20 protein-coding genes and 1 other RNA gene are annotated in these 22065 nt (G+C 64.8%); 14 read left to right on the top strand and 7 right to left on the bottom strand.

Features of this window, described 5'->3' with window-relative positions:
* The 5 genes from GS429_RS02960 to GS429_RS02980 form a co-directional block, all read left to right on the top strand.
* Positions 1 to 964: DNA primase (locus GS429_RS02960; RefSeq protein ID WP_235920718.1), on the top strand; the 964-nt coding region annotated here is incomplete at its 5' end.
* Between the two features lie 2 nt (positions 965 to 966).
* Positions 967 to 1479 (top strand): hypothetical protein, encoded by a 513-nt coding sequence (locus GS429_RS02965; RefSeq protein WP_160062553.1) that lies wholly within the window; start codon positions 967 to 969, stop codon positions 1477 to 1479.
* Positions 1480 to 1539: 60 nt separating this feature from the next.
* Complete coding sequence (locus GS429_RS02970) at positions 1540 to 2553, top strand: hypothetical protein (RefSeq protein ID WP_160062555.1); 1014 nt, start codon at positions 1540 to 1542, stop codon at positions 2551 to 2553.
* A 137-nt stretch (positions 2554 to 2690) separates the two neighbouring features.
* Positions 2691 to 3668 carry a hypothetical protein gene (locus tag GS429_RS02975; RefSeq protein ID WP_160062557.1) on the top strand — a complete coding sequence of 326 codons (978 nt, stop codon included), beginning with the start codon at positions 2691 to 2693 and terminating at the stop codon, positions 3666 to 3668.
* Positions 3669 to 3772: 104 nt separating this feature from the next.
* Positions 3773 to 4252 carry a hypothetical protein gene (locus tag GS429_RS02980; RefSeq protein ID WP_160062559.1) on the top strand — a complete coding sequence of 160 codons (480 nt, stop codon included), beginning with the start codon at positions 3773 to 3775 and terminating at the stop codon, positions 4250 to 4252.
* Between the two features lie 10 nt (positions 4253 to 4262).
* On the opposite strand, the gene GS429_RS02985 is transcribed toward GS429_RS02980, so the two are convergent.
* Positions 4263 to 4478, bottom strand: a complete 216-nt coding sequence (locus GS429_RS02985) for a hypothetical protein (RefSeq protein ID WP_160062561.1) — start codon at positions 4476 to 4478, stop codon at positions 4263 to 4265.
* 172 nt (positions 4479 to 4650) lie between these two features.
* Here GS429_RS02985 and GS429_RS02990 point away from each other — a divergent pair, with 172 nt between their 5' ends.
* The 8 genes from GS429_RS02990 to GS429_RS03025 all read left to right on the top strand — a co-directional run bounded on the left by GS429_RS02990 (position 4651) and on the right by GS429_RS03025 (position 16736).
* Entirely contained in the window at positions 4651 to 5148 is a 498-nt protein-coding gene (locus GS429_RS02990) for a universal stress protein (RefSeq protein ID WP_160062563.1), read from the top strand.
* 228 nt (positions 5149 to 5376) lie between these two features.
* A complete protein-coding gene (locus GS429_RS02995; RefSeq protein WP_160062565.1) occupies positions 5377 to 7416 on the top strand; it encodes a cation:proton antiporter in 2040 nt (679 codons plus the stop codon).
* Positions 7417 to 7509: 93 nt separating this feature from the next.
* Positions 7510 to 9486: an acetate--CoA ligase gene (gene acs, locus GS429_RS03000; protein WP_160062567.1), complete on the top strand. Its 1977-nt coding sequence runs from the start codon at positions 7510 to 7512 to the stop codon at positions 9484 to 9486.
* A gap of 137 nt (positions 9487 to 9623) precedes the next feature.
* Positions 9624 to 11885: a bacterio-opsin activator domain-containing protein gene (locus GS429_RS03005; RefSeq protein ID WP_160062568.1), complete on the top strand. Its 2262-nt coding sequence runs from the start codon at positions 9624 to 9626 to the stop codon at positions 11883 to 11885.
* Positions 11886 to 12150: 265 nt separating this feature from the next.
* The gene (gene acs / locus GS429_RS03010; protein WP_160062569.1) at positions 12151 to 14127 is read left to right on the top strand and encodes an acetate--CoA ligase; all 1977 of its coding nucleotides are present in this window, start codon (positions 12151 to 12153) and stop codon (positions 14125 to 14127) included.
* A 57-nt stretch (positions 14128 to 14184) separates the two neighbouring features.
* A complete protein-coding gene (locus GS429_RS03015; RefSeq protein ID WP_160062570.1) occupies positions 14185 to 14598 on the top strand; it encodes a DUF4212 domain-containing protein in 414 nt (137 codons plus the stop codon).
* Positions 14595 to 16268 (top strand): solute symporter family protein, encoded by a 1674-nt coding sequence (locus GS429_RS03020; RefSeq protein WP_160062571.1) that lies wholly within the window; start codon positions 14595 to 14597, stop codon positions 16266 to 16268. Before GS429_RS03015 ends, GS429_RS03020 begins: the two co-directional genes overlap by 4 nt.
* A 9-nt stretch (positions 16269 to 16277) precedes the next feature.
* The gene (locus GS429_RS03025; RefSeq protein WP_160062572.1) at positions 16278 to 16736 is read left to right on the top strand and encodes a universal stress protein; all 459 of its coding nucleotides are present in this window, start codon (positions 16278 to 16280) and stop codon (positions 16734 to 16736) included.
* Between the two features lie 190 nt (positions 16737 to 16926).
* Here the strand turns inward: GS429_RS03025 and GS429_RS03030 are convergent, their stop codons facing one another.
* Positions 16927 to 17142 carry a DUF8119 family protein gene (locus GS429_RS03030; protein WP_160062573.1) on the bottom strand — a complete coding sequence of 72 codons (216 nt, stop codon included), beginning with the start codon at positions 17140 to 17142 and terminating at the stop codon, positions 16927 to 16929.
* Positions 17143 to 17310: 168 nt separating this feature from the next.
* Positions 17311 to 17793, bottom strand: coding sequence for a cupin domain-containing protein (locus GS429_RS03035; RefSeq protein ID WP_160062574.1), 483 nt, complete (start codon positions 17791 to 17793; stop codon positions 17311 to 17313).
* A gap of 175 nt (positions 17794 to 17968) precedes the next feature.
* Between GS429_RS03035 and GS429_RS03040 the strand changes: the two genes are divergently transcribed.
* Positions 17969 to 18517, top strand: a complete 549-nt coding sequence (locus tag GS429_RS03040; RefSeq protein ID WP_160062575.1) for a tRNA (cytidine(56)-2'-O)-methyltransferase — start codon at positions 17969 to 17971, stop codon at positions 18515 to 18517.
* A gap of 174 nt (positions 18518 to 18691) precedes the next feature.
* On the opposite strand, the gene GS429_RS03045 is transcribed toward GS429_RS03040, so the two are convergent.
* The 4 genes from GS429_RS03045 to GS429_RS03060 form a co-directional block, all read right to left on the bottom strand.
* Positions 18692 to 19618 (bottom strand): DMT family transporter, encoded by a 927-nt coding sequence (locus GS429_RS03045; RefSeq protein WP_328821213.1) that lies wholly within the window; start codon positions 19616 to 19618, stop codon positions 18692 to 18694.
* A 45-nt stretch (positions 19619 to 19663) separates the two neighbouring features.
* Positions 19664 to 20389, bottom strand: a complete 726-nt coding sequence (locus GS429_RS03050; protein ID WP_160062577.1) for a helix-turn-helix domain-containing protein — start codon at positions 20387 to 20389, stop codon at positions 19664 to 19666.
* Between the two features lie 168 nt (positions 20390 to 20557).
* Positions 20558 to 20868: signal recognition particle sRNA (gene ffs / locus GS429_RS03055), an RNA gene on the bottom strand.
* A gap of 153 nt (positions 20869 to 21021) precedes the next feature.
* Entirely contained in the window at positions 21022 to 21780 is a 759-nt protein-coding gene (locus tag GS429_RS03060; RefSeq protein WP_160062579.1) for a DUF7847 domain-containing protein, read from the bottom strand.
* Positions 21781 to 22065 lie beyond the last annotated feature (285 nt).

The following is a 22065-nucleotide window of genomic DNA, read 5'->3' on the forward strand; positions in this document are numbered from 1 at the left end:
GGAAGCCGAGGACGAGCAAGAGGAAGAAGCCGAGGAAGAAGAAGCGGAAGAAGAGGAGGCCGAAGACGAGCAAGAAGAAGCCGAAGAGGGAACGGAAGACACCGGCGAACTCGTCGAAGACGATCGTGAAGAGGGTCACGCCGACGATGCCGAAATGGTGTACGAGGGCGACGACGCCTCCGGCGTCTTGCACCTCGATCTCGACGGCTTGTTCCTCGACCTGCTCGGCCTCGAGGTCAACCTGAACCCGGTCCAGCTCGACGTCTCGGCACGGCCGGGCGAGAACAACCTGCTCGGGAACCTGCTGTCCGCGGTGACGGGCCTGCTCGACGGCGCGATGTCGATTCCGGACAAGATCAAATCGGCGCTGAGCAAGCCGATGGAGATGCTCAGCGGCCTCGTCGAGAAACCGAAGGAGTTCCTCAGCGGATTGTTCGAGAAACCGAAACAGCTGCTCACCGCGGTCGTGAACAAGCCGAAGGAATTGCTCAGCAAGCTCTTCGGAATCGGCGGCGAGCAAGCGGAGAGCGCCGTGGAGAAAGCCGAAGAGGGTGCGGCGGAGTCCGGCGGCCGAATCGCCTCGTTCTTCAGTTGGCTGAAAGGGGTCGTCACCAAGCCGGTATCGTGGCTCGGCGGACTCTTCGGCACCGGTGCGGACGGTGAAGCCGAGGAGGAAGCGGCAGAAACCGAAGACGGCGAGCCAGCCGAGGCCGACGACGAAGAGGCCGAAGCCGATACGGATGAGGCCGAAGACGCGGCGGACGAATCTCCCGGTCGGATCTCCGCCGCCGGCAGCTGGCTGAAAGAGAAGCTCCTCGGGCTCATCCCCGGCTTCCCGATCGAAGACCTCGTGGCGACGATCGTCAGCCAGGTCATCGAACAACTGATCGAGCAGCTAGAACCGGAGAGCGAACAGGACGAATCGGGCGACCAATCCGAAGCAGCATCACAGGCCGGAGCCTAATCATGAGTGACGAATCCGAATCAGTGACACAGCGTATCGACTACGAAAAGATCACCGACAACATCGACGTCGACGACCTGATCGAGGGCACCCAGTGGGAAGACGAAATCGACGAAGACCAGCCGCTCGGGGAGGCCCTGGGCGGCCAGATCGGTGCCCTCGTCGGACAGAAGGTCGGCGAGTCCATCGGCCGAACGATTGGCGATATGGTCGTCGACGAACTGTTCAGTCCCGACGAGGAGCCAGCGGACGAGGACGAAGCGGAGGCTGAAGAGGACGAGGACGAAGAGTCCGACGCAGAAGAAGGCGAGGAAGAAGCGGAAGACGAGGATGAGGACGAAGAAACTGACGCAGAAGAAGGCGAGGAAGAGGCGAAAGACGAGGATGCCGACGAAGGTGAGGGGACAGACGAGTCCGACGCCGAAGGCGAGGACGAATCCGAGGAGACGGACGAAGCGGAGAGCCAGGACGAATCCGCGGACGACGATGCGGACAGTGAGGACGAGGAGGAATGACGATGCGACCGAATCAGCCTTCCAGCACCGGATCGCTCCCCCCGGCCCGAGGTGAGCGCGATGAGTGAGGCCGGGTTGAAACAGCTGGTCGCCGAGGAGGTAAGCGACCAACTCGAGGTCAGCGATATGCTCGGCGACGGCAGCCTCGAAGACGGGCTCGACGGCGGCGAAATCGGAGCCGCGGTCGGCCGCGAGTTCGGCGAACGCGTCGGCCGCGAGTTCGGCGCGGCGATCGGTCGCGGGATCCACGAGTCGATCGCCGAGGGCCTCGAAGAGGAGAAAGACCGCAAAGAGCTCCAGTCCGATCTCAAGTCGGCGATCCGCGATGCCATCACGCAGACCGTCGAAGACAACGAGGCCAAGGATTCGGTCCAGTCGCTGGCCCAGGACGTTACCGACGGAAGTAGCGTCGAGGGGCTTCTCGAGGGCGATGCGGACGAAAGCGAGAGTGAAGGCGAGCCCGAGAGTGCCGAGGGTGCCGAAAGTGAGGGTGACAGCGAGAGCGGCGGTGCGCAGGCGGCAGTCGAGTCGGTCGCCCAGGAAGTCAGTGAGGCCAGCGGCCTCGATGACGTTCTCGAGAGCGAAGACGAATCCGAAGCCGAAGATGCAGACGAGTCCGAAGACGAGGCGGCTGAATCCGAGGACGACGCCGAAGACGAAGCGGACTCCGCCGAGGATGCGACGGATGACGATGACGAGGGTGAAGACGACGCCGAAGCCGACGAGGACGAGTCCACGGAGACGGAGTCGGAAGACGACGCCGAAGAGGAACCTGAGGCCGAGGACACCGAGGAAGACGCGGCGGACGAGTCCGAAGACGAGGCGGCCGAATCCGAGGACGACACAACCGAAGAAGCGACCGACGACGAGCCGTCGGTCGAGGACATCGAGGACCTCCGGAAGGATACCCTCAAGGACTTCCTCGGCGTGATGTCCTACGAGGACCTGCAGTCGGTGGCCAAAGACGTCGACGTGAAGGCGAACCTGAGCCGCGAGGAGATGACCGAAGAGATCATCGCGACGGTGACGGACGACGAGGAAGACGAGTCGGAGGCGGAAGCGGAAGCCGAGTAGTTCGGTTACCGTCTTCGAATCGTCGAGTCTCCAGCGGCGGGCGAGACGGAAATCGGAGCGGCGAATCGGCGACCGAACGGGGAATCGTGGACCGTGAACGATGACCGAGCGACGACAGCGAGAGACGGACGAGACACATGAGCCAGGACCTTCACGAACGGGTGAGCGAGATACTGAACGACGCCGAGACCGCGAGCGGGTCGATGATCACCGACGAGAACGGCGAGTCGGACGAGACCGACTTGCTCGAGACCGCCGACCGGGCGAGCGACCTCCTGGACTCGGCCGAACCCGACGCGCTACTCGAGGCGGTCGGGCTGGACGAACTGCCGGACGGCAGCGAACCCGACTCGATCCCGGCGGCCATCGCGCGGGGCGATCCCGAGCAGGTCGAGGAGCTACAGCGGCTGCTCCGGCTAGCGAATCTCGCCGACGGAGACGAGGACGGCGCGCTCGAGGGGGCTGCCGGTGCGATACGGCAGTCGATTGCCGATAGCGAGGAGCGCGATGAAGACGAGGCGGCAGCCGAAGACGAAACGCCAGCCGAAGAAAGCGGTGAAACGGAGGGCGAGGACGACACGGACGAAGAAAGCGAAAGCGACGGGAGCGTCGTCCGAGACGCGATCGAGTCGGTTACCGCCGACGAAACCGACGAGTCCGAAAGCGAGAACGGCGGGGCTCGAGCGGCCGTCGAGTCGGTCGCCGAAGGCGTCAGCGAGGCCAGCGGGCTCGACGATGCGTTCGGAGGTGACGATGACGACGGAGCCGAGACCGATGCGGACGACGAGTCGGACGGCGACCTCGGCGAACAGCTTCGATCGGCGATGGAATCGACGGTTTCGGACGTCGGCGACGACCTCGGGGGACTGCAAGAGCGACTCCAGAGTGCAAGTGCTAGTTCCGTTGGTGGTGAGACTGAGTCCGACGACGAGGCCGAAGCAGAAGCCGAAGCAGACGAGGACGACGGACTCATCGACTCGGGGCTCGGATCGGATCAGGACCGCGGTACCGCCTCGGGAAGCGGAACTCGCCACTCGACGATGGCGCCGCCGCCGTCGGAACGCGCGGACATGAAGGGGACCGCGCGTCACTCGACGATGCCGGATAAGCACTGATCGTCGCTCGAGTCACGCGACTCCGCCGCCGTCGAAACGCAACACTGCGAAACGCATGCAGGAGACCGCTGAAGCCTTATCCGGACCGCCGTCGTCCGGACCGTATGACGAGACACGTTAGCGAGACGCAGGTTCGCCACTGGCTGGACGAGACGGCGGTCCGTAGCGTGACGGCACACTCCGACGAAGACACCGAGTTCAACCTCCAGGTCGAACTCTCACAGCTTCCGGTTCACGTGATCAAAGAGGAGGAGTTCGGCCCCGTCCGAATCGTCGGTCGGAGCGGGTTCGACACCGAACGGACCAAAGAGTTGCTCCGTGACGACCAGAACCGGGGCGAACTCCTCGAGTACATCGGCCCGATGCTGGCGGCGACGCCGGGGTTCTACACGTTTCTCGACCCGAACGGGGACTCCTGCCGACTGCAACGGGCGGAGACGGTACAGGTCGAGTATCGGCTCTACCCGGACGAAGCCCGTCAGCAGGCGTTGATGGACGGCATCATGTCGATCGCGACGAGCATGCGCTACGTTCGGAACGTCGTCGCGGTCGTCGGTGCGCGAGCGCCGGCCGACGATGCATAGCGGCGGCGGGCTACTCTTCTCGCGAGTCGTCGAGGAAGAGCCGGATCCCCATCACCGGAATGAACAGGAAGAAGGCCAGCAACATCGTGCCGACGAACCCGGTGTTGAGAAACTGCGGTGAGAGCTCCGGCGTGAGTATCAGCGACGCAATGAGAAATCCGCCGCCGACCGATACCGCCAGCAGGATGAGCAGATCCGTGCGATTGACCGGGACTTCGTCCGTCATACGAGACACTACGAGTCGCGACATATAGTGCTACGAGATTTCGATGCGTCGTCGATCGCAGCGTCGGTGAGAGGTATCGCCGGCGCTGGTTCCGAAGCCGCGGTCTCCGGCCGGTAGCTGGCCGGTTGTCGGAGGGCGAACATTTACCTCCGCCGTCGTACCACAGGACAGTATGACACTACTCGTGCCCTTCGACGGGTCGGACCTGGCGAGAAAAGCGCTCGAGAAGGCCGCCGCCTTTGGCGAGTTGCTGGACGAGGAGGTCGTCGTGGTGACGGTGATCCCCGACGACGCCGAGTACGCGCGGGACCGGGGCTGGATTACGGAGGGGGAACCGTTCGATCCGGACGCCATCGAAACGGGGATCCGAGCGCGAGCTGAAGAGATCGATTCGGAGGCGACGTTCCGGACCGAGCGCGTCAATTCCGACGAACCGACCGCGACCTCGACCACGAACGTCGTCCGGGAAATCCGACGCATCGCCGGCGAAATCGAGGCCTCGGTGGTCTTTATCGGGTCGGAAAACGCGGGCTCCGTGATCGCTCCGCAGTCGAGCGTCGGCAGCCCTGTCGCCAACGACCAGCGCTACGACGTCTACGTCGTCCGCGAGCCCGGCGAAGCGCTCGATCCCGAGGACATCACTGACATCGATTCGACCGACGGACTATGAGCATCGCGACGCCGAACCCGGTCGACTGGGCAACGTTTTGCGGTCGAAACGGATGACCCGATCGGAGCGGAGTATCGGAGTTTGATACGAGCGAAGTCGAATCGGGGATATCGAAACCGAGGGCCGTTAGTATGCGGACGTGACAGTCTCGAGTAGAAACGTGTCGATACAGGTTCGAACGGTTGTGACGAACGGACGTCGTCGAGTGCCCGACGGAGCGATCGGACCATGATCCCGGCGGCGCTGTCGCTCCCGATCGACGATCCGATCCTCATCTTCGGGCTGGCGATGATCGTCTTTCTGGTCGTCCCGCTGGTGCTGGGTCGGTACCGGCTCCCGGGGATCATCGGCATCATCGTCGTCGGCGCGGTCATCGGCCCCAACGGGCTGGGCGTGCTCGAGCGCGACGAGACGATCGTCCTGCTCGGCGAGGTCGGCATCGTCTACCTGATGTTCGTCGCGGGCCTCGAGATCAACCTCGCCCAGTTCATCGAGTACAAGGATCGGAGCATCGTCTTCGGGCTCCTTTCGTTCGTCATCCCGCAGGCGATCGGGACCGTCGTCGGCTACTACGTCCTCGGGCTCTCGGTCGGTGCCGCAGCGCTGTTCGCCGCCATCTTCGCTTCCCACACCCTGCTCGCGTACCCGGTCGTCAACCGACTCGGGATCACGAAGACCGAGAGCGTCACGGCGACGATCGGCGGCACGATCATCACCGATACGCTCGCGTTGCTCGTCCTCGCCGTCGTCATCGCCGGCGCGGACGGCGAACTCGGGGCCGGCTTCTGGCTCGAACTCGCGGGCGGACTCGCGCTCTTTTTCGCGGGCGTCTGGCTGCTCGTTCCCCGGATCGGCCGCTGGTTCTTTCGGACCGTCGACCAGGAGAGTTACTTCGAGTTCCTATTCGTGATGGCCGTCCTGTTCGTCTGTGCCTACCTCGCCGAACTCGCCGGCGTCGAGTACATCGTCGGCGCGTTCCTCGCCGGCCTCGTGCTCAACCGTCTGATCCCCGAGAGCGGACCCCTGATGAACCGCATCGAATTCGTCGGGAACGCGCTGTTCATCCCGTTCTTCCTGCTGTCGGTCGGAATGCTCGTCGACGCTCGGGTGCTGACCGACGGCCTCGACACGCTGTCGATCACCGTCGCGTTCGTCGGCCTCGTGCTCACGACGAAGTACGCCGCGGCCTGGGTGACCGCACGCCGATACGGCTACTCCCACGACGAGACGATGACGATGTTCGGACTCTCGGTCGGTCAGGCTGCGGCGGCGCTCGCGATCGTTCTGATCGGATTCGACGCGGGCCTGTTCGGCGAGGCCATGCTCAACGCCGTCGTGCTGATGATCCTGGTCGTCAGTGTCATCAGCCCCGCCGTCGTCGACCGCTACGGACGGGCGATCGTCCGCGCGTCCGAGCACACCGAGTACGATCCCAGAAACGCGCCACAGCGGGTCATGGTTCCGTTCTCGCGCGAGTCTCAGTACCGCGAGCGACTGCTCGATCTCGCCCTGATCGTCCGCGAGGCCGGTGACGATCAGCCGCTGTACACCCTGAGCGTCGCCCAGCCAGGCTCTCGAGCCGAAGCCGACATCGCCGAGATCGAATCGTCGCTCGAGGAGACCGAGGCCTACACCGCCGGAGCCGAAGTCCCCCTCGAGCGCCAGACCCGGGTCGAAGGGAACGTCGCCTCGGGGATCATTCGGGCGATCCTCGAGAATCGGATCACGACGCTGATCATCGGCTGGGACGGGGCGCCGCGCCACCAGCGCGTGTTCGGCGACGTCATCGACCAGGTGCTTATCCGGACGAAACAGCTCGTGTTGGTCTCTCACGTGCGCCAGCCCCTGAACACGACGGGCGAGGTCGTGGTGATCCTGCCGCCGGGGATCGACCACAACGACGGGTTCTACGAGGCCGTACACACGATCGAACACCTCGCGGAACAGGTCGGTGCGCCGGTCCGGGGCCTCGTCGTGGACCGAAACCCCGATCAGTTCGAGCGCCTCTTCGATATGGTCTCCCCCGACGTTCCGGCGACGTTCGAGCGGGTGGACGACTGGAGCGCCGTCTCCGCCCGTCTGCGCGACGACATCGACGAGACGGACCTCGTCGTCACGATGAGCGCCCGCCGGGGAACAATGGGCTGGCATTCGGAACTTCGGACGCTCCCGACGACGGTCTCCGAGGAGACCGACGGCAACTTCATCGTGATCTATCCGGCCGTCGGCGAGCGAAGCGACGATCGACAGTTCCTCCAGTTCCGATGACCGTTCGGGCGGCCTGCGGCCGTGGGAGGACCCCGTTAAAAAAGCTCGCGAGGCAACGCTTATTCCGGTGCCTGCCCTCGATTCGGACGAAATATGGTCGATCGGAACGGGTGGGGGCGTGACCGTCACGTCCTCACCGGGTCACTCCGACGCCCTCCGTCGTCGTTCGTCGAGCAAGCGAACGTCACGGAGTCGGGGATCCACGAGGCGTTCGAGGAGAACTGGCCGGAGTGCTGGGAACGGGCAGCCGACCTGCTGTCGTGGAGCGACGCGTACGACACCGTCCTCGAGGACGAGGACGCGCCCTTCTATCGCTGGTTCCAGGGCGGAACGTTGAACGCGTCGTACAACTGCCTCGACCGGCACCTCGAGGCGGGCCGCAAGACCCACACGGCGATTCGCTGGGAGGGAAAACACGGCGAACGAGAGACGTACACGTATCGGGACCTCTTCGTCGCAGTCAACGAGTTCGCGGCGGCGCTTGGCGACCTCGGCGTCGAGGAGGACGACGTCGTCACGATCTACCTCCCGATGATTCCGGAGCTCCCGATCGCCATGCTGGCGTGTGCCCGCATCGGAGCGCCACACAGCGTCGTCTTCGCGGGGCTGTCGGCCGACGCGCTCGCGACCCGGATGGCGGCCGCCGAGAGCGAGTATCTGGTCACCTGCGACGGCTACTACCGCCGGGGCGACGCCTTCAACCAGAAGAGCAAGGTCGACAACGCCCTGCTCGGCCTCGAGCAGGACGTCCAGACCGTCGTCGTCGATCGTCTCGGCGACGATCTGCCGCACGTCCTCGGCAACAACGAACACGACTACTACGACCTCGTCGACGCGTTCGCGGGTGAGACCGTCGACCCTGTTCCGAGAGACGCCGGGGACATGCTGTTCCTGATGTACACGTCAGGGACGACCGGCGAACCGAAGGGTGTCGTCCACACGACCGGCGGCTATCTCTCCCACGTCGCCTGGACGAGCCACGCGGTTCTGGACATCAAACCCGAGGACACCTACTGGTGTGCGGCTGACATCGGCTGGATTACCGGCCACTCCTACATCGTCTACGGCCCGCTCGCGCTGGGGACGACCACGGTGATGTACGAGGGAACGCCGGACTACCCCGACCGGGATCGGCTCTGGGAGATCGTCGACCGGAACGCGGTCGACATCTTCTACACCGCGCCGACGGCCATCCGCGCGTTCATGAAGTGGGGCGAAGAGTACCCTGCACAGCACGATCTGTCCTCGCTGCGCCTGCTCGGTACCGTCGGCGAACCGATCAGTCCGCGGCCCTGGAACTGGTACTACGAGCACATCGGCACGGAGAACTGCCCCGTCGTCGACACCTGGTGGCAGACCGAGACCGGCGCGGTGACGGTCTCGACGTTGCCGGGCGTCGACGAGATGAAACCCGGCGCTGCGGGGCCGGGACTCCCCGGCATCGACGTCCGTATCGTCGACGAATCCGGCGCCGAGGTCGACGCCGGCGAGGCCGGTTACCTGACCATCGCCCGTCCGTGGCCCGGCATGGCCCGGACGCTGTACGACGGCGACGACCGCTTCCTGACGGAGTACTGGGACCGCTTCTCGAACCCCGACCGCGAGGAGTGGCGCTACTTCAGCGGCGACGCCGCTCGAGTCGATGAGGACGGCTACATCACCGTTCTCGGTCGGGTCGACGACGTGATCAACGTCTCCGGCCGTCGCCTGAGCACGATGGAAATCGAGAGCGCGATCACCGACGTCCCCGGCGTCGCCGAATCGGCCGTCGTCGGGCGCTCGAGCGAGACGAAGGGAACCGATATTTACGCCTACGTCAGCACGGAGGGCGGGTACGACGACACCGCCGCGGTTCGCGAGGCGATCATCGACAACATCGAGGCGGCGATCGGTCCGTTCGCCCGTCCCGAAGGGATCGTCTTCACACCCGAACTCCCGAAGACGCGCTCGGGGAAGATCATGCGTCGCCTGCTCGAGGACGTCGCGAACGGCGAAGAGTTGGGAGATACGAGCGCGTTGCGCAATCCCGAAATCGTCGGCGAGATCCAGGCCGAAATCCGCGATGAGTGAGTAGCCGATCGGCTGTTTCGGACTATCAACTCTCGCGAAGCCTTCTTCGTTCTGGTATCGGCGTTAGCACCGGCAGCGGGTTCTGATAGCGGACCGTGTCGACACAATTATGTTCGCGTCACTGGAAAGGGCGAAATATGAGTCTCGAGGAGCCCGACTCGACGGTGCTCTCGCGCGAACAGTACGAGTCGCTCCTCGACGCCGCCGAAACGTATCGTGAGGCGCTCGTCGTCCGGCTCTGCGGTGACGTCGGGCTCCGTCCGACGGAGCTCACCGCGCTCACGATCGACGACGTCGAACAGGTCCGGATCGATCCGCCGCGATATCTGATTCGGGTGCCGGCCGTCGGCGACGGGGACGGCAGAACGGCGTACCTGCCGACACGAATCGAGCGGGAACTGCGGCGATACGCGCGGAGCAACGGACTGTCGCCCGACGACCGGATCTTTTCCGTTACCGCGCGACGCCTCCAGATGCTGGTGTCGGACGTCGCCGACCGGGCCGGCGACCTGTTCGACCAGCCAGCGCTTACCGACGCATCCACGAGCGATCTGCGGCAGTATTTCGCCCGGCGGGCGCTCGTCGACCACGCGGTCAACCCTCGAGTCGTCAAGGCCGCCGGCGGCTGGCGGAGTTTCGAAGCGCTCGAGCCGTACCTGCCCGAGCCGGCGGACGCGGAGATCGTCGACGCCTTCGACGCGCTCGAACGAGCGACGGGAGCCGGGCACGGGCATGGACACGGACAGCGTCGCGGTCGCTCGGGAACACAGCCCGGCTCGGCCGTGAGCGACGACAGCGTGGTCCGCCTGCTCCTCGCCGCGAGCGACCGATACGCCCTCATCCGCCTCGACGCCGACGGCTACGTCGAGCGCTGGAACCGAAGCGCGGCGTCGATGTTCGGCTACCGAGCCGGCGAAATCGTCGGCACGCACGTCTCGACGTTCTACACGGACGAGGCCGTCGACGATGGCGTCCCCGAGCGGACGTTAGCGGCGAGCCTGGAGGAGTCCGGTTACGAGGACGACGGCTGGCGCGTTCACGAGGACGGGTCGCGATTTCGGGCGACCGAGGTCATCTCCCCGCTGCGGGACGATCAGGGACGCCACCGCGGCTTCGCCGTCTTCGTCCGCGACGTCTCGGCGTCCCACGACGAACTCGAGTCCGTCCGGTCGCGCCGCGACGAACTCGAGCGACGGGATGCCGTCGCCCGGGCCTACCGATCCGTCACGCGATCGCTGTTCGAATCGACGGACCACGAGGAGATCGAGACGAAGACCTGTACCGCGCTGACCGAGGGGGAGGCCTACGCGTTCGCCTGGATCGACCGAGCGACGCTCTCGGATCGACAGCGAGCGTGGCGCGCCTCGAGCGGGATCGAACCGAGCGAGGTCGATCGACTGGTTCCGGCGGAGTGGCGAGCGGACGAACCGCCGACCGACGACGGCGACGCCGCGGTCTCGGTCGCGACCGACGTGAGCCTCCCGGTCGAACGCGGGCCCGGAGAGCGCGGCGACCGCGAGGACGACGGCGGCGTGCTCGCACGCGTCCCGCTCGTCTACGGCGACACGGTGTACGGCACGCTCTCGGTCGCGACCGACGGCGTCTCCGATTTCGACGCGGACGAACGCCGGTGGCTCGAGACGATCGGCCAGCAGGTCGGCTACGCGATCGCCGCGGTTCGCCGGCGCAACCTCCTGCTGTCCGACCGCGTCGTCGAACTCGAGATCGATTGCCGGGACGCCGACTCCTTCTTCGTCGACGCCGCGCGGCGACTGGGCTGTCGGTTCGAACTCGACTCGCTCGTCCCGGTTTCGGAGACGACACAGCTGTACTACCTGCGCCTCGAGGGGGCGTCGCCGGCCGACCTCTTCGATCTCGCGGCGGACGACCCCGGGATCGACGACTGCCGACTGGTCGAGACCGACGAGGACGGCTGGCGCGTCGAGTTCGTCGTCGACGGCTCCTCGCCGGCGTTGACGCTTACCGAGTACGGCGTGACCGTCCTCGAGGCCGTCACCGAGGACGGCGTGACGACGATCACGGCCGAGTGCGCCGCCGACGCCGACCTGCGGACGATCGTCGCGGGCCTTCGCTCCGCGTTCCCCGACTCCGAACTGGTCGGAAAGCGCGAGGCCGAACGGACCGTCCAGACGGCCCGCGAGTTCCAGGAAGGCCTCGAGGACCGACTGACCGATCGCCAGGAAGCGTCGCTCCGAGCGGCCTACTTCGGCGGCTACTACGACTGGCCCCGCGAGAGCACGGCCGAGGAGATCGCCGACGCGATGGGGATCTCCTCGCCGACGTTGCACAACCACCTCCGAAAGGGCCAACACGAACTCTTACGGACGTTCCTCGACGATCCGACCGGGAGCGGGGCCGAGGTCGCGGAACAGGACTAACGGAACGTCCGCGAGCGCACGGCCGAGATTCGCACTAATCCTCTAGAGTGGTGTCCGGGGGAGAGCGAGAACCGACTCTCGATCGACCCTCGCGGCTCACGGCCGTCCGTCGCGCGACCGATCCGGGCCCGAGACAACCCCGTATAATCGGATATAGCCTCCTTATACAGTCAGTATCGCCGAGGTGTTCACCGGGTTCGGGGCCCGATTTTGTACAACTAGATGGAGCACTTACGATGCTCGTTGTGTTTTGGGTTGGTGTATCATGTCACAGGAGGATGCCAACCTCGAGGCTCGTCTCGAGGAACAGGAAACGTTCGAACCGCCCGAGTCGTTCGTCGAACAGGCGAACGTCACGGATCCGGCGATCTACGAGGAGTTCGAGGAGAACTGGCCCGAATGCTGGGAGCGCGCCGCAGACCTGCTCTCGTGGGACGAAGAGTACGACACCGTCCTCGAAGACGGTGACGCGCCGTTCTACGAGTGGTTCACCGGCGGCGAACTGAACGCGTCGTACAACTGTCTCGATCGCCACGTCGAGGAGGGCCGCGCCGACAGCGCGGCCATCGAGTGGGAGGGCGAACTCGGCGAGACGCGAAGCTACACCTACGCCGAACTGTTGGACGAAGTCGAGGACTTCGCGGCGACGCTGCGCGACCTCGGCGTCGAGGAGGACGACGTCGTCACCCTCTACATGCCGATGATTCCGGAGTTGCCGATCGCCATGCTGGCGTGTGCCCGCATCGGCGCGCCACACAGCGTCGTCTTCGCCGGTTTCTCGGCCGACGCGCTCGCGACCCGGATGAACTCGGCCGAAAGCGAGTATCTGGTCACCTGCGACGGCTACTACCGTCGCGGCGACGCGCTGGATCACATCTCGAAGGCCAACGAGGGCCTCGAGGGCGTCGAGCACGAGGTGTCCGACGTCGTGGTTGTCGACCGACTGGGCGACGACCTCTCCCACGACCTCGCGGACAACCAACACGACTACGACGAACTGGTGGCCGACCACGAAGGATCGACGGTCGAGCCCGTTTCCCGCGACGCGGAGGACATGCTGTTCCTGATGTACACGTCGGGGACGACCGGGAAGCCCAAGGGCGTGAAACACACGACCGGCGGCTATCTGGCCTACACCGCCTGGACGAGCCGCGCCGTCCTGGACATCGAAGCCGACGACACCTACTGGTGTTCGGCCGATATCGGCTGGATCACGGGCCACTCCTACATCGTCTACGGGCCGCTCGCACTGGGCACGACGAGCGTGATGTACGAGGGAACGCCGGATTATCCCGACAAGGATCGACTCTGGGAGATCGTCGAGAAGAACGACGTCGACATCTTCTACACCGCGCCGACGGCTATCCGCGCGTTCATGAAATGGGGCGAGGAGTACACCGAGAACCACGACCTCTCCTCGCTGCGACTGCTCGGCACCGTCGGCGAGCCGATCAACCCGCGGGCCTGGAAGTGGTACTACAAACACATCGGCAACGAGGAGTGTCCCATCGTCGACACCTGGTGGCAGACCGAAACTGGCGGCATGATGATCACCACGCTGCCGGGGATCAACGAGATGAAACCCGGCTCTGCGGGGCCGCCCCTGCCGGGTATCGACGCACGGATCGTCGACGCACAGGGTGATGAGGTTTCGGCCGGCGAGGCCGGCTACGTCACGGTCAACAACCCGTGGCCCGGGATGCTCCGAACGCTGTACAACAACGACGAGCGATTCATCGAGGAGTACTGGCAGGAGTACTCCGACGAGGGGTCCGACGAATGGGTCTACTTCCCGGAAGACGGCGCGAAAATCGACGACGACGGCTACATCACCGTCCTCGGCCGCGTCGACGACGTCATCAACGTCTCCGGCCACCGCCTCGGCACGATGGAGATCGAATCGGCCGTCGTCGGCGTCGAAGGGATCGCCGAAGCCGCCGTCGTCGGCGGCGACCACGAGGTCAAAGGCGAGGCCGTCTACGTCTACGCCATCTCCGAAGACGGCACCGAGACGGACGAGGAACTCGAGGAACGCGTCGTTGAGGGCGTCCTCGATTCGATCGGCCCGATCGCGAAACCGGAGGAAGTGATCTTCACGCCCGAACTGCCGAAGACGCGGTCGGGCAAGATCATGCGCCGCCTGCTCGAGAACATCGCGAGCGGCGACGAACTGGGCAACACGTCGACGCTTCGGAATCCGGAGGTCGTCGACGAGATCGCCAAACAGGCCGAGGGAGACTAACTCGGCCGATTTCTTCTACTACTGAGCGAGAGCCGACCAATACAGAGCACACGGAATATGTCAGATAATAACGAACACGATTCGACCGAGACGTCAGATCCAGTCGAGACGGACGGCGGCGTCGCGACGGAAGCGTACCTCGATAAGGAAATAAACATCTTCAAGCCGGCGACGCCGTTCATGCGAGACCATCTCCGAGTAATCTGGCTCTCGTTTATCGCGTGGATCCTCGTCGTCTTCGGCCCGACGACGGCGACGTTTCTCGCACCGGACCTGATGACCGGGACGGAGGTTTTGGGCGGGTTCCCGCTCCACTTCTTCCTGGCCGCGATCTTCACGCCGCTTGCTGCCCTGTTGCTCTCGGTCGCCTACGCGATGCAGCGCGACCGACTCGACACCAAGTACGGCATCTCCCACGAGGAGGAAGTAGAGTCCGGCGGCACCGTCGCTGCCGACGGAGGTGAAGAATGATCGAAGCGATCGACCCGGTTATCCTGCAAGAAACCGCCCTCGACGTCGGAGAGTTCAAGCTCGTTCCGGCGCTGACGGTGGCCGCAATGTTGCTGTTGTTCCTCGGCGTCGGCTACTTCTTCCGCGTCGCCGCGGTCGACGAACTGTGGGTCGCCGGTCGATCCATCGGTTCGATCGAGAACGGGATGGCAATCGGTGCCAACTGGATGAGCGCCGCGTCGTATCTCGGCGTCGCGTCGCTGATCGCGCTTTCGGGATACTTCGGACTCGCGTACGTCGTCGGCTGGACGACGGGCTACTTCATCCTCCTGATCTTCCTGGCGGCGCAGTTCCGCCGGTTCGGGAAGTACACGGCCCCCGACTTCGTCGGCGACCGGTTCTACTCCGATTGGGCGCGGGGCATCGCCGCGTTCACCACGCTCGCGATCGCCTTTACCTACGCAATCGGGCAGGCCAGCGGGATGGGACTGATGGCTCAGTACATCTTCGGCATCTCCTACGAGGCCGGCGTGATCATACTGATGGCCGTTACCATCGGATACGTCGCCCTCTCGGGGATGCTGGGGACGACGAAGAACATGGCCATCCAGTACGTCATCCTGATCATCGCGTTCACGCTCGGTCTCTACGCCGTCGGCTGGACGCAAGGCTACTCGACCGTCTTGCCGTACCTCGAGTTCGGGAGCGAGGTCTCGGCGGCGGCCGAAATCGAGACCCAGTTCGTCGAACCGTTCGCGAACGCGGGCTACTACGCGTGGATCGCCTTGGCCTTTAGCCTGATCGTCGGGACCTGTGGATTACCGCACGTCCTCGTCAGGTTCTATACGGTCGACAACGAGCGGACCGCCCGCTGGTCGACCGTCTGGGGTCTGTTCTTCATCTGCCTGCTGTACTGGGGGACGGCTACCTACGCCGCGTTCGGCGGCCTGCTCTACGACAGCGAGGTGACGAACGGCGGTGGATTCGCCGGCGACGGCGGCATGTCCGGTTCTGAGGCCGACGCCCTCGTCGTGCTGACCGCCCAACTCGCCGACCTGCCGACGTGGCTCGTCGGGTTCGTCGCTGCCGGCGCGGTCGCCGCTGCACTCGCGACGACTGCCGGACTGTTCATCACCGCCTCCTCGGCGGCGGCCCACGACATCTACACCAACCTCTACAAGGAAGACGCGACCCAGCGCGAGCAGATGCTCGTCGGCCGCGCGACGATCGTCGGGATCGGGATCCTCGTCGCGCTGATCGGGCTGAACCCGCCGGCGCTCATCGGCGAACTCGTCGCGATGTCGTTCGCGATCGCCGGAACCGTCTTCTTCCCCGTGTTCTTCCTCGGTCTCTGGTGGGAGAACACGACTCGCGAGGGCGCGCTCGCGGGCATGCTCGTCGGGATCTTGCTCTCGTTCGGTGCAATCCTGAACGACACTGCGATCCCGATGTATACCGGCGTCGAAGAGGCGGTCATCCCCGGAGTCGCAACCTACCTCCCGGGAACGTCGTCCGCACTGATCGGCGTGCCGGTCGTCTTCGCCGTCATCATCGTCGTCTCGGTGGCCACGGACGAACCGCCACAGGAGATCAAACGCCTCGTCCGTCAGTGTCACAGCCCGGAGCCGATGCAACAGATGGAATCCGCCGAAGACGCCGCCGCTGACGGCGGCACCCCCGCAGACGACTAACCAGTACCCATGTACGATACGATACTCATTCCCACCGACGGAAGCGAGGTTGCAGAGAACGCTGTCGATCACGCGCTCGATCTCGCAGCGAAGTACGACGCCGCGATCCACGCCCTGTACGTCATCGATACGAGCGCGATGGACGTCGGCCTCGGCACCGAACAGGTCGACCGCATTCGACAGGGCAAGTACGACGAGATGCCCGAGGTGCAACAGCGAGCCGACAAGGCGACCGGCAGCGTCGCAAAGCGAGCGCGCGAACAGGGTCTCGAGGTTACCGAATCCGTCGTCGCCGGCCGACCGCACGACCGAATCGCGGACTACGCCGACGACCATGGCGTCGACCTCATCGTCATGGGGTCGGCCGGCCGCGGCGGCGTCAAACGCGTCCTGCTCGGCAGCGTCGCCGAACGAACGCTCCGGACGACGGACATCCCCGTCCTCGTGGTGGACATCCGCGAGGACTAATACGGATTGCTGTAACTATGTACCGCCGATCACCAGGGACGGGGTCGGTGATCGGCGGTCATTGACTACAGTAAACCGTATAAGCCCGCGGCTCGAGACCGGTTTCCTCCTGTTTTTCGTTTCGGACACTCGAGGGTAATCTCGGAGACAGACGTCCCTCAAAGACCCGTCTCGACTACCGCCGTCGTCGCTATCGGTCGGACGTCGCCATCTCGAGGCTCGCAAAGAAGACGAAGTACGCGGCGATTCCCGCGAGCATGAGCATGTAGTAGGCCCAGTCGGGGCCGTCGAGAACGCGAAAGAGGAGATCGACCATCGTCACCCAGACGATCGCAAACACCAGATCGACCAGCAGTCCCCATCGGTCCTGGCGCACCTCCTGAATCCACTCGCGAACGCTCGTCATCGAGCGCTCACCGTTTCGCGTCCGAACGCGGTCATTACGTGGGCGTTTCGCAAGGGTTCCCCAAGAGCCTATCGACGCACCGGCGGCCGTGGATGGCCGCATTCGCTCGAGTCTCGAGTCTCAAATATCGGGCCTCGAGTCTCGAGTCGACCTCCGTTCGACTACCGATCACTCCTCCCAGTACGCCGTCTCGTCGTCGATGTTGTAGTAGCCGTGAAACGACCGCTCGTCGCGGCCCCCCGGCGGCGAGCCGGCGAAGACGCCGAATTTCTCCATCTCGGGATAGATCGTGACGTCCGGTTCGTTCATCGTCGAGAGCATCAGGTATCGGAGCGGTTCGTCGCCGTCGTTGACGATCCGGTGGCCGCCGCGCTCGTCCGCGGGTAAGGTCGCGAAGTCGCCCGCCGTCAGCGGCTCCTCGCCGTCCGCAGCGATGAGGAGTCCATCGCCCGCCAGCACGTACAGCGCTTCCTCGTTCGCCGTGTGGTAGTGGTAGGGCCACGAGCGCATCCCCGGCGGGAGTTCGTAGAGGCTACAGCCGAGGTCGTCGGCACCGACCGCGCTCGAGAGTTCTTTGCGGCGAAACGCCGTGTCTTCCGGTTCGGGGTCGTACTCGGTCCACTCGAGATCGGATTCGTTGATCTGCTCCATCCCCTGTTACCGAAACAGGTCAACAGTATAAGACTTTCCGGACTCGAGAGGGCAGCAACCCATTCGCCGCGGCGAAGCCCAACATCCGCTCGCAAAGCGAGCGGTCGTTCGACCCAGCGAGGTATTTCAGGTCGAAAACGAAACCCCCTAACCTCGCCCGAGAGTGTACTCGAGCATGCACGACGACTCCGAAGTCGCCGTCCTTCGACTCGGCCACCGCCCCGGCCGGGACGAGCGGATGACGACTCACGTCGGTTTGACGGCGCGGGCGCTGGGTGCCGACCGCGTTCTGCTCCCCGACAACGCCGGCCAGTCGCTCGACACCGTCGCGGACATCACCGACCGCTTCGGCGGCCCCTTCGACGTCGAACTCACGGACTCGCCGCAGGGAATCATCCGCAACTGGGACGGCCGAGTCGTCCATCTCACCATGTACGGCGAGCGCGTCCAGGACGTCGAACGCGAGATTCGAGCCGCACACCGGGACGACGGCGAGCCGATTCTCGTCGTCGTCGGCGCCGAGAAGGTCTCGTTCGACGTCTACGAGGCGGCTGACTGGAACGTCGGGGTTACCAACCAGCCACACTCCGAAGTCGCTGGCCTGGCCGTCTTCCTCGACCGGCTGTTCGAGGGCCGGGAACTCGAGCGCGAGTGGGTCGACGCCGACCAGCGGGTGATTCCGATGGCGACCGGAAAACGCGTCGAACCGGTCGACGAGGAGTAGCTACCGGCGGAAGACGAGCGCCGACAACGGCCCGGGAGGCGGATACGGCGTCTCGAGCGAGCCCTCGAGTCGGTCGCGTAGTCGCGACGAGACTCCTCGAATAGTTATCATAAAATGAACCGCACCACCTGGTAACGGCTATGGGAGTCGGAGACCGTCTCGAATCCGCACCGACTACGCGGCGGCTCGCGTGGTCGAAACGAGATAGACGCCCACGGCCATCACGATGCCGCCGAGGACGAACCGGGAACCGAGCGATTCGCCGAGTACCATCGCTCCGAAGAGCGCGCCCACGACCGGCTGCACGAAGAAAAACGCAGAGATGACGCTGGCGTCGACGTACTCCATCCCCTTGTACCAGAGATACCACGCCGCAGCCGTACCGAGCAGCCCGAGGTAGAGCACCGCGACGACGAGCCCTGGCGTCGGCTCGATCGCCCGGAGCGAGGCGTCGGTCGTCGCGATCTCGAGTGCGACGAACACGGCGAGGATCGGTACCGCGACGACGCAGGAGTAGGTCGCTGTCTCGAGGGCGGAGTAGCGGTCGATCAGGGGTTTCCCCCAAACCGTGTAGAGCGCCCAGGTCGCGCTCGCAACCAGAAGCATACCGATTCCCGCGGTCGCAGCGCCGGCGAGCTCCGAAAGTCGGTACTGACCCGTCAGGACGACGACCGTCCCGGCGGTCGCGATCGCCATGCCGATCACCAGTCGGGCGGAGAGCCGCTCGCCGAGCAGCGTCACCCCCAACAGGATCGTGAAAATCGGCGTCAGGACGGTGATGAGCGATCCCTGGCTCGCCGTCGTCAGCGCGGTGCCGAGGAACTGCGTCGCGAGCGACGCGGCTACCGCGGTACCGAGGGCGGCGAATCCGAGCAGGTCGCGCCGGGAGAACTGTCGGCGCGGATACGTCACCCGAACGACGGCCAGCAGCGCGACCGCGCCGACGACGACCCGCATGAACGCGAGCGTCAGCGGCGGAACGGCGTCGAACCCCCACTTGCTCACGACGTAGAGCCCGCCCCATAGCGCCGCCGCGGCGAGGGGGGCGAGTGCGAAGAGATACGTCGATATGACCGATCGCGAAACCGAGTTCCAGCTCACAGTCGTACGAGGGGTCCCGCGAGGATACTCCCTCCCGTTAGGATGTTAACCTCGCGTACGATCCCGTCGATCAGTCGACTCGAGCGTCGCCACCGTCGGTACCAGCAGCTTGCGCTCGGCACGCCGGAGGGTCTTCGAGACGGCGGCGTCCGAGACGTCGAGCGTCGCGGCGAGATCGCCCAGCGTCGCCACGCGGGGCACGTCGTAGTAGCCGGCGTCGACGGCCCGTCGGAGCGTCTCGCGTTCGGTCGGCGTCAATCGGCGGGCTCCCTCGAGTACCGTCGCGCCCACGCTCTCGGCCCGGACGTCCTCGAGGACAGTTGCCGGGTCCAGTCGGCGACGGTCCCGGACCTCGTACTCGTCGTCGTGGGTTTCGAGGGTCGCGAGCGCGCGGTCGGCGGCGGCTTCGTCGTCAAACCCGATCTCCCAGCGTTCGCTGCCGTCGGCGTTCTCGAAGGGGCCGGTGAGGTAGCCGCCATGGCCGATGACGGTTCCCATCATCTCGGTTGTGCCCATCGTGAGCCGCGCCCGAGCCGTGTGGCCCTGCTTTGTGAGTAACTCGAAGGAATCGGTCTCGTCGTGGGATCGGATTCGCTCCAGCCCGCGTTCGACGGCGGTTCGGCTGCTCCCTTCGGCGAGGATTCGAAGCTCGAGTCGCGCCCGGTCGTGGTGGTAGTGCCAGTGGGGCGTGACGAAGGCCACGTCGTACTCCGCGCTCGCCGCGCTCAACGGGCAGTCACACTGCCGGACCGAAAGCGCGAGGCTGATCATGCGACCGCTTCACGCCCGAGCGCTAATCCAGTTGCGGTCCGCGGTGCAGCAACGCGAGAGAGGTGTCGTCCTCGATCCCAATCTGGATACCGACACCGACCTCGAGCGGCCACACTACTGTCGGCACCGCTGGTGCAGAGTGAAAACGGGTATGAATATGAAGTATGAGTGCGGAAGCCGCGATTGCCCGGCGTTCCGGCCGGGGGAATCCCGGTTGCCTTCTCCACCCCGCGACCCGTCGAGCGACAGGTGTCCGGCGGTCCACTGCTCGCTTCCGCGCCTGATGGGCTGTCGCCGGCTAACCACGGTGGGACGTCCCTGCGGACGACCATCGTGGACCGCTGTCCCCGACGGACGAGGCTTCCACGTTGGCTCCCGGGGCCCCGGCCGGTCTGACCGGACGCCCGCGGTGTTCGGTCCCCGCTAATGACCATAGCGCGGGTAGTGAGCAGGGCCAAACTGCCCGACCTATCCAGTTCCCTGTAGGGGGTAGAAACTTAAGGACCTTTCGTCTCCGTAATCGAAGTCGGGCGTGAGGATCCTCCCGTGCGAACCAGGAGGATGCGCGAACGGGAGGCGACACGCCCGCGGGTCCTCGAGTTCGAATTCGATCGATTTCGCTAACTGCGTAATCAGCGGTCGGTCGATCGATTCCACTCGTCGTCCGTCGACGAGCCCCAGTCGTCGGTCTCCGATCGGTCTTCGACGCCCGCCTTCGAATCCCGAAGTTGAGTGAACGCGACCGCGGTCGTCGCGTACACGAAGATACCGCCGATCGCAGTTCCGATCTGCGAGATCAACACGCCGAGAACGCCGCCGACGATTACCATCGCAATGGTAAACGGGATCGAGATCGCGATAGTGATGAGGACGACGCCGACGCCGAGACCGAACAGTCCGAGTCGGTTCCCGGACGTAAGCGACCAACTTCGCTTCATGGCGGTGACGAAGTCGTCGTCTTCTACCGCGACGTAGACGTCGAAGAACCACAGCGCGACCAGCAAGAAGAGGCCGGGAACGATGAGGAAGACGAATCCGATCGCGACCAGCAAGGTGAAGATGATCAGTCCGACGAACACGTTCAGGAACGCCCACACTGGCCGGTTACGCAGGGCGGCGTCCGGGATGGTTTCGGTCTCGTCGGTTACGAACGTTCGGAGGGCAACGATCAGTAGGTACAGTCCTGCTAAGGACGTTAGAACGCTGATGAGGCCACCGATAACCGGCGCGTCGATAATCGGCTCCGGTTCCATCCCCGTCTGGACGCCGCTTGGCGTGAAGAGCGTCTGGACCGCCAGGAGTACGTAAAACGCGGCCGCGAGTACGAGCCCGTTCTTGGCCAGCGTCCGTTCGATTCCACCGGTGAGCGCGTCGGAGACGCGAAATGACATACGCAATCCCTTCCAACGGATTACATATATAGGTAGGTATTTTCATATTACGGGACGGCGATCGATACGAACTCGGCTTCGAACCCCGGCGTGTCGACCGTAAGAGCGAACTCGTGTCCGCTTCGTACAGTTCATCGTTGCTGCTCCCTCGCTCACCGGACAGCCGAGAGGACGTGTCGCGGCCTTGCGTCCGGGTGCGTGCTATCGGTCGGAGCATCATTGCTGATACCTCGAGTCAAAGCGGAGATCGTGTACAGTTCGGAACCGAGTTCCCAACCCGCGGTG

It is taken from the genome of Natronorubrum halalkaliphilum (genome assembly GCF_009834785.1).
Lineage (GTDB): Archaea > Halobacteriota > Halobacteria > Halobacteriales > Natrialbaceae > Natronorubrum > Natronorubrum halalkaliphilum.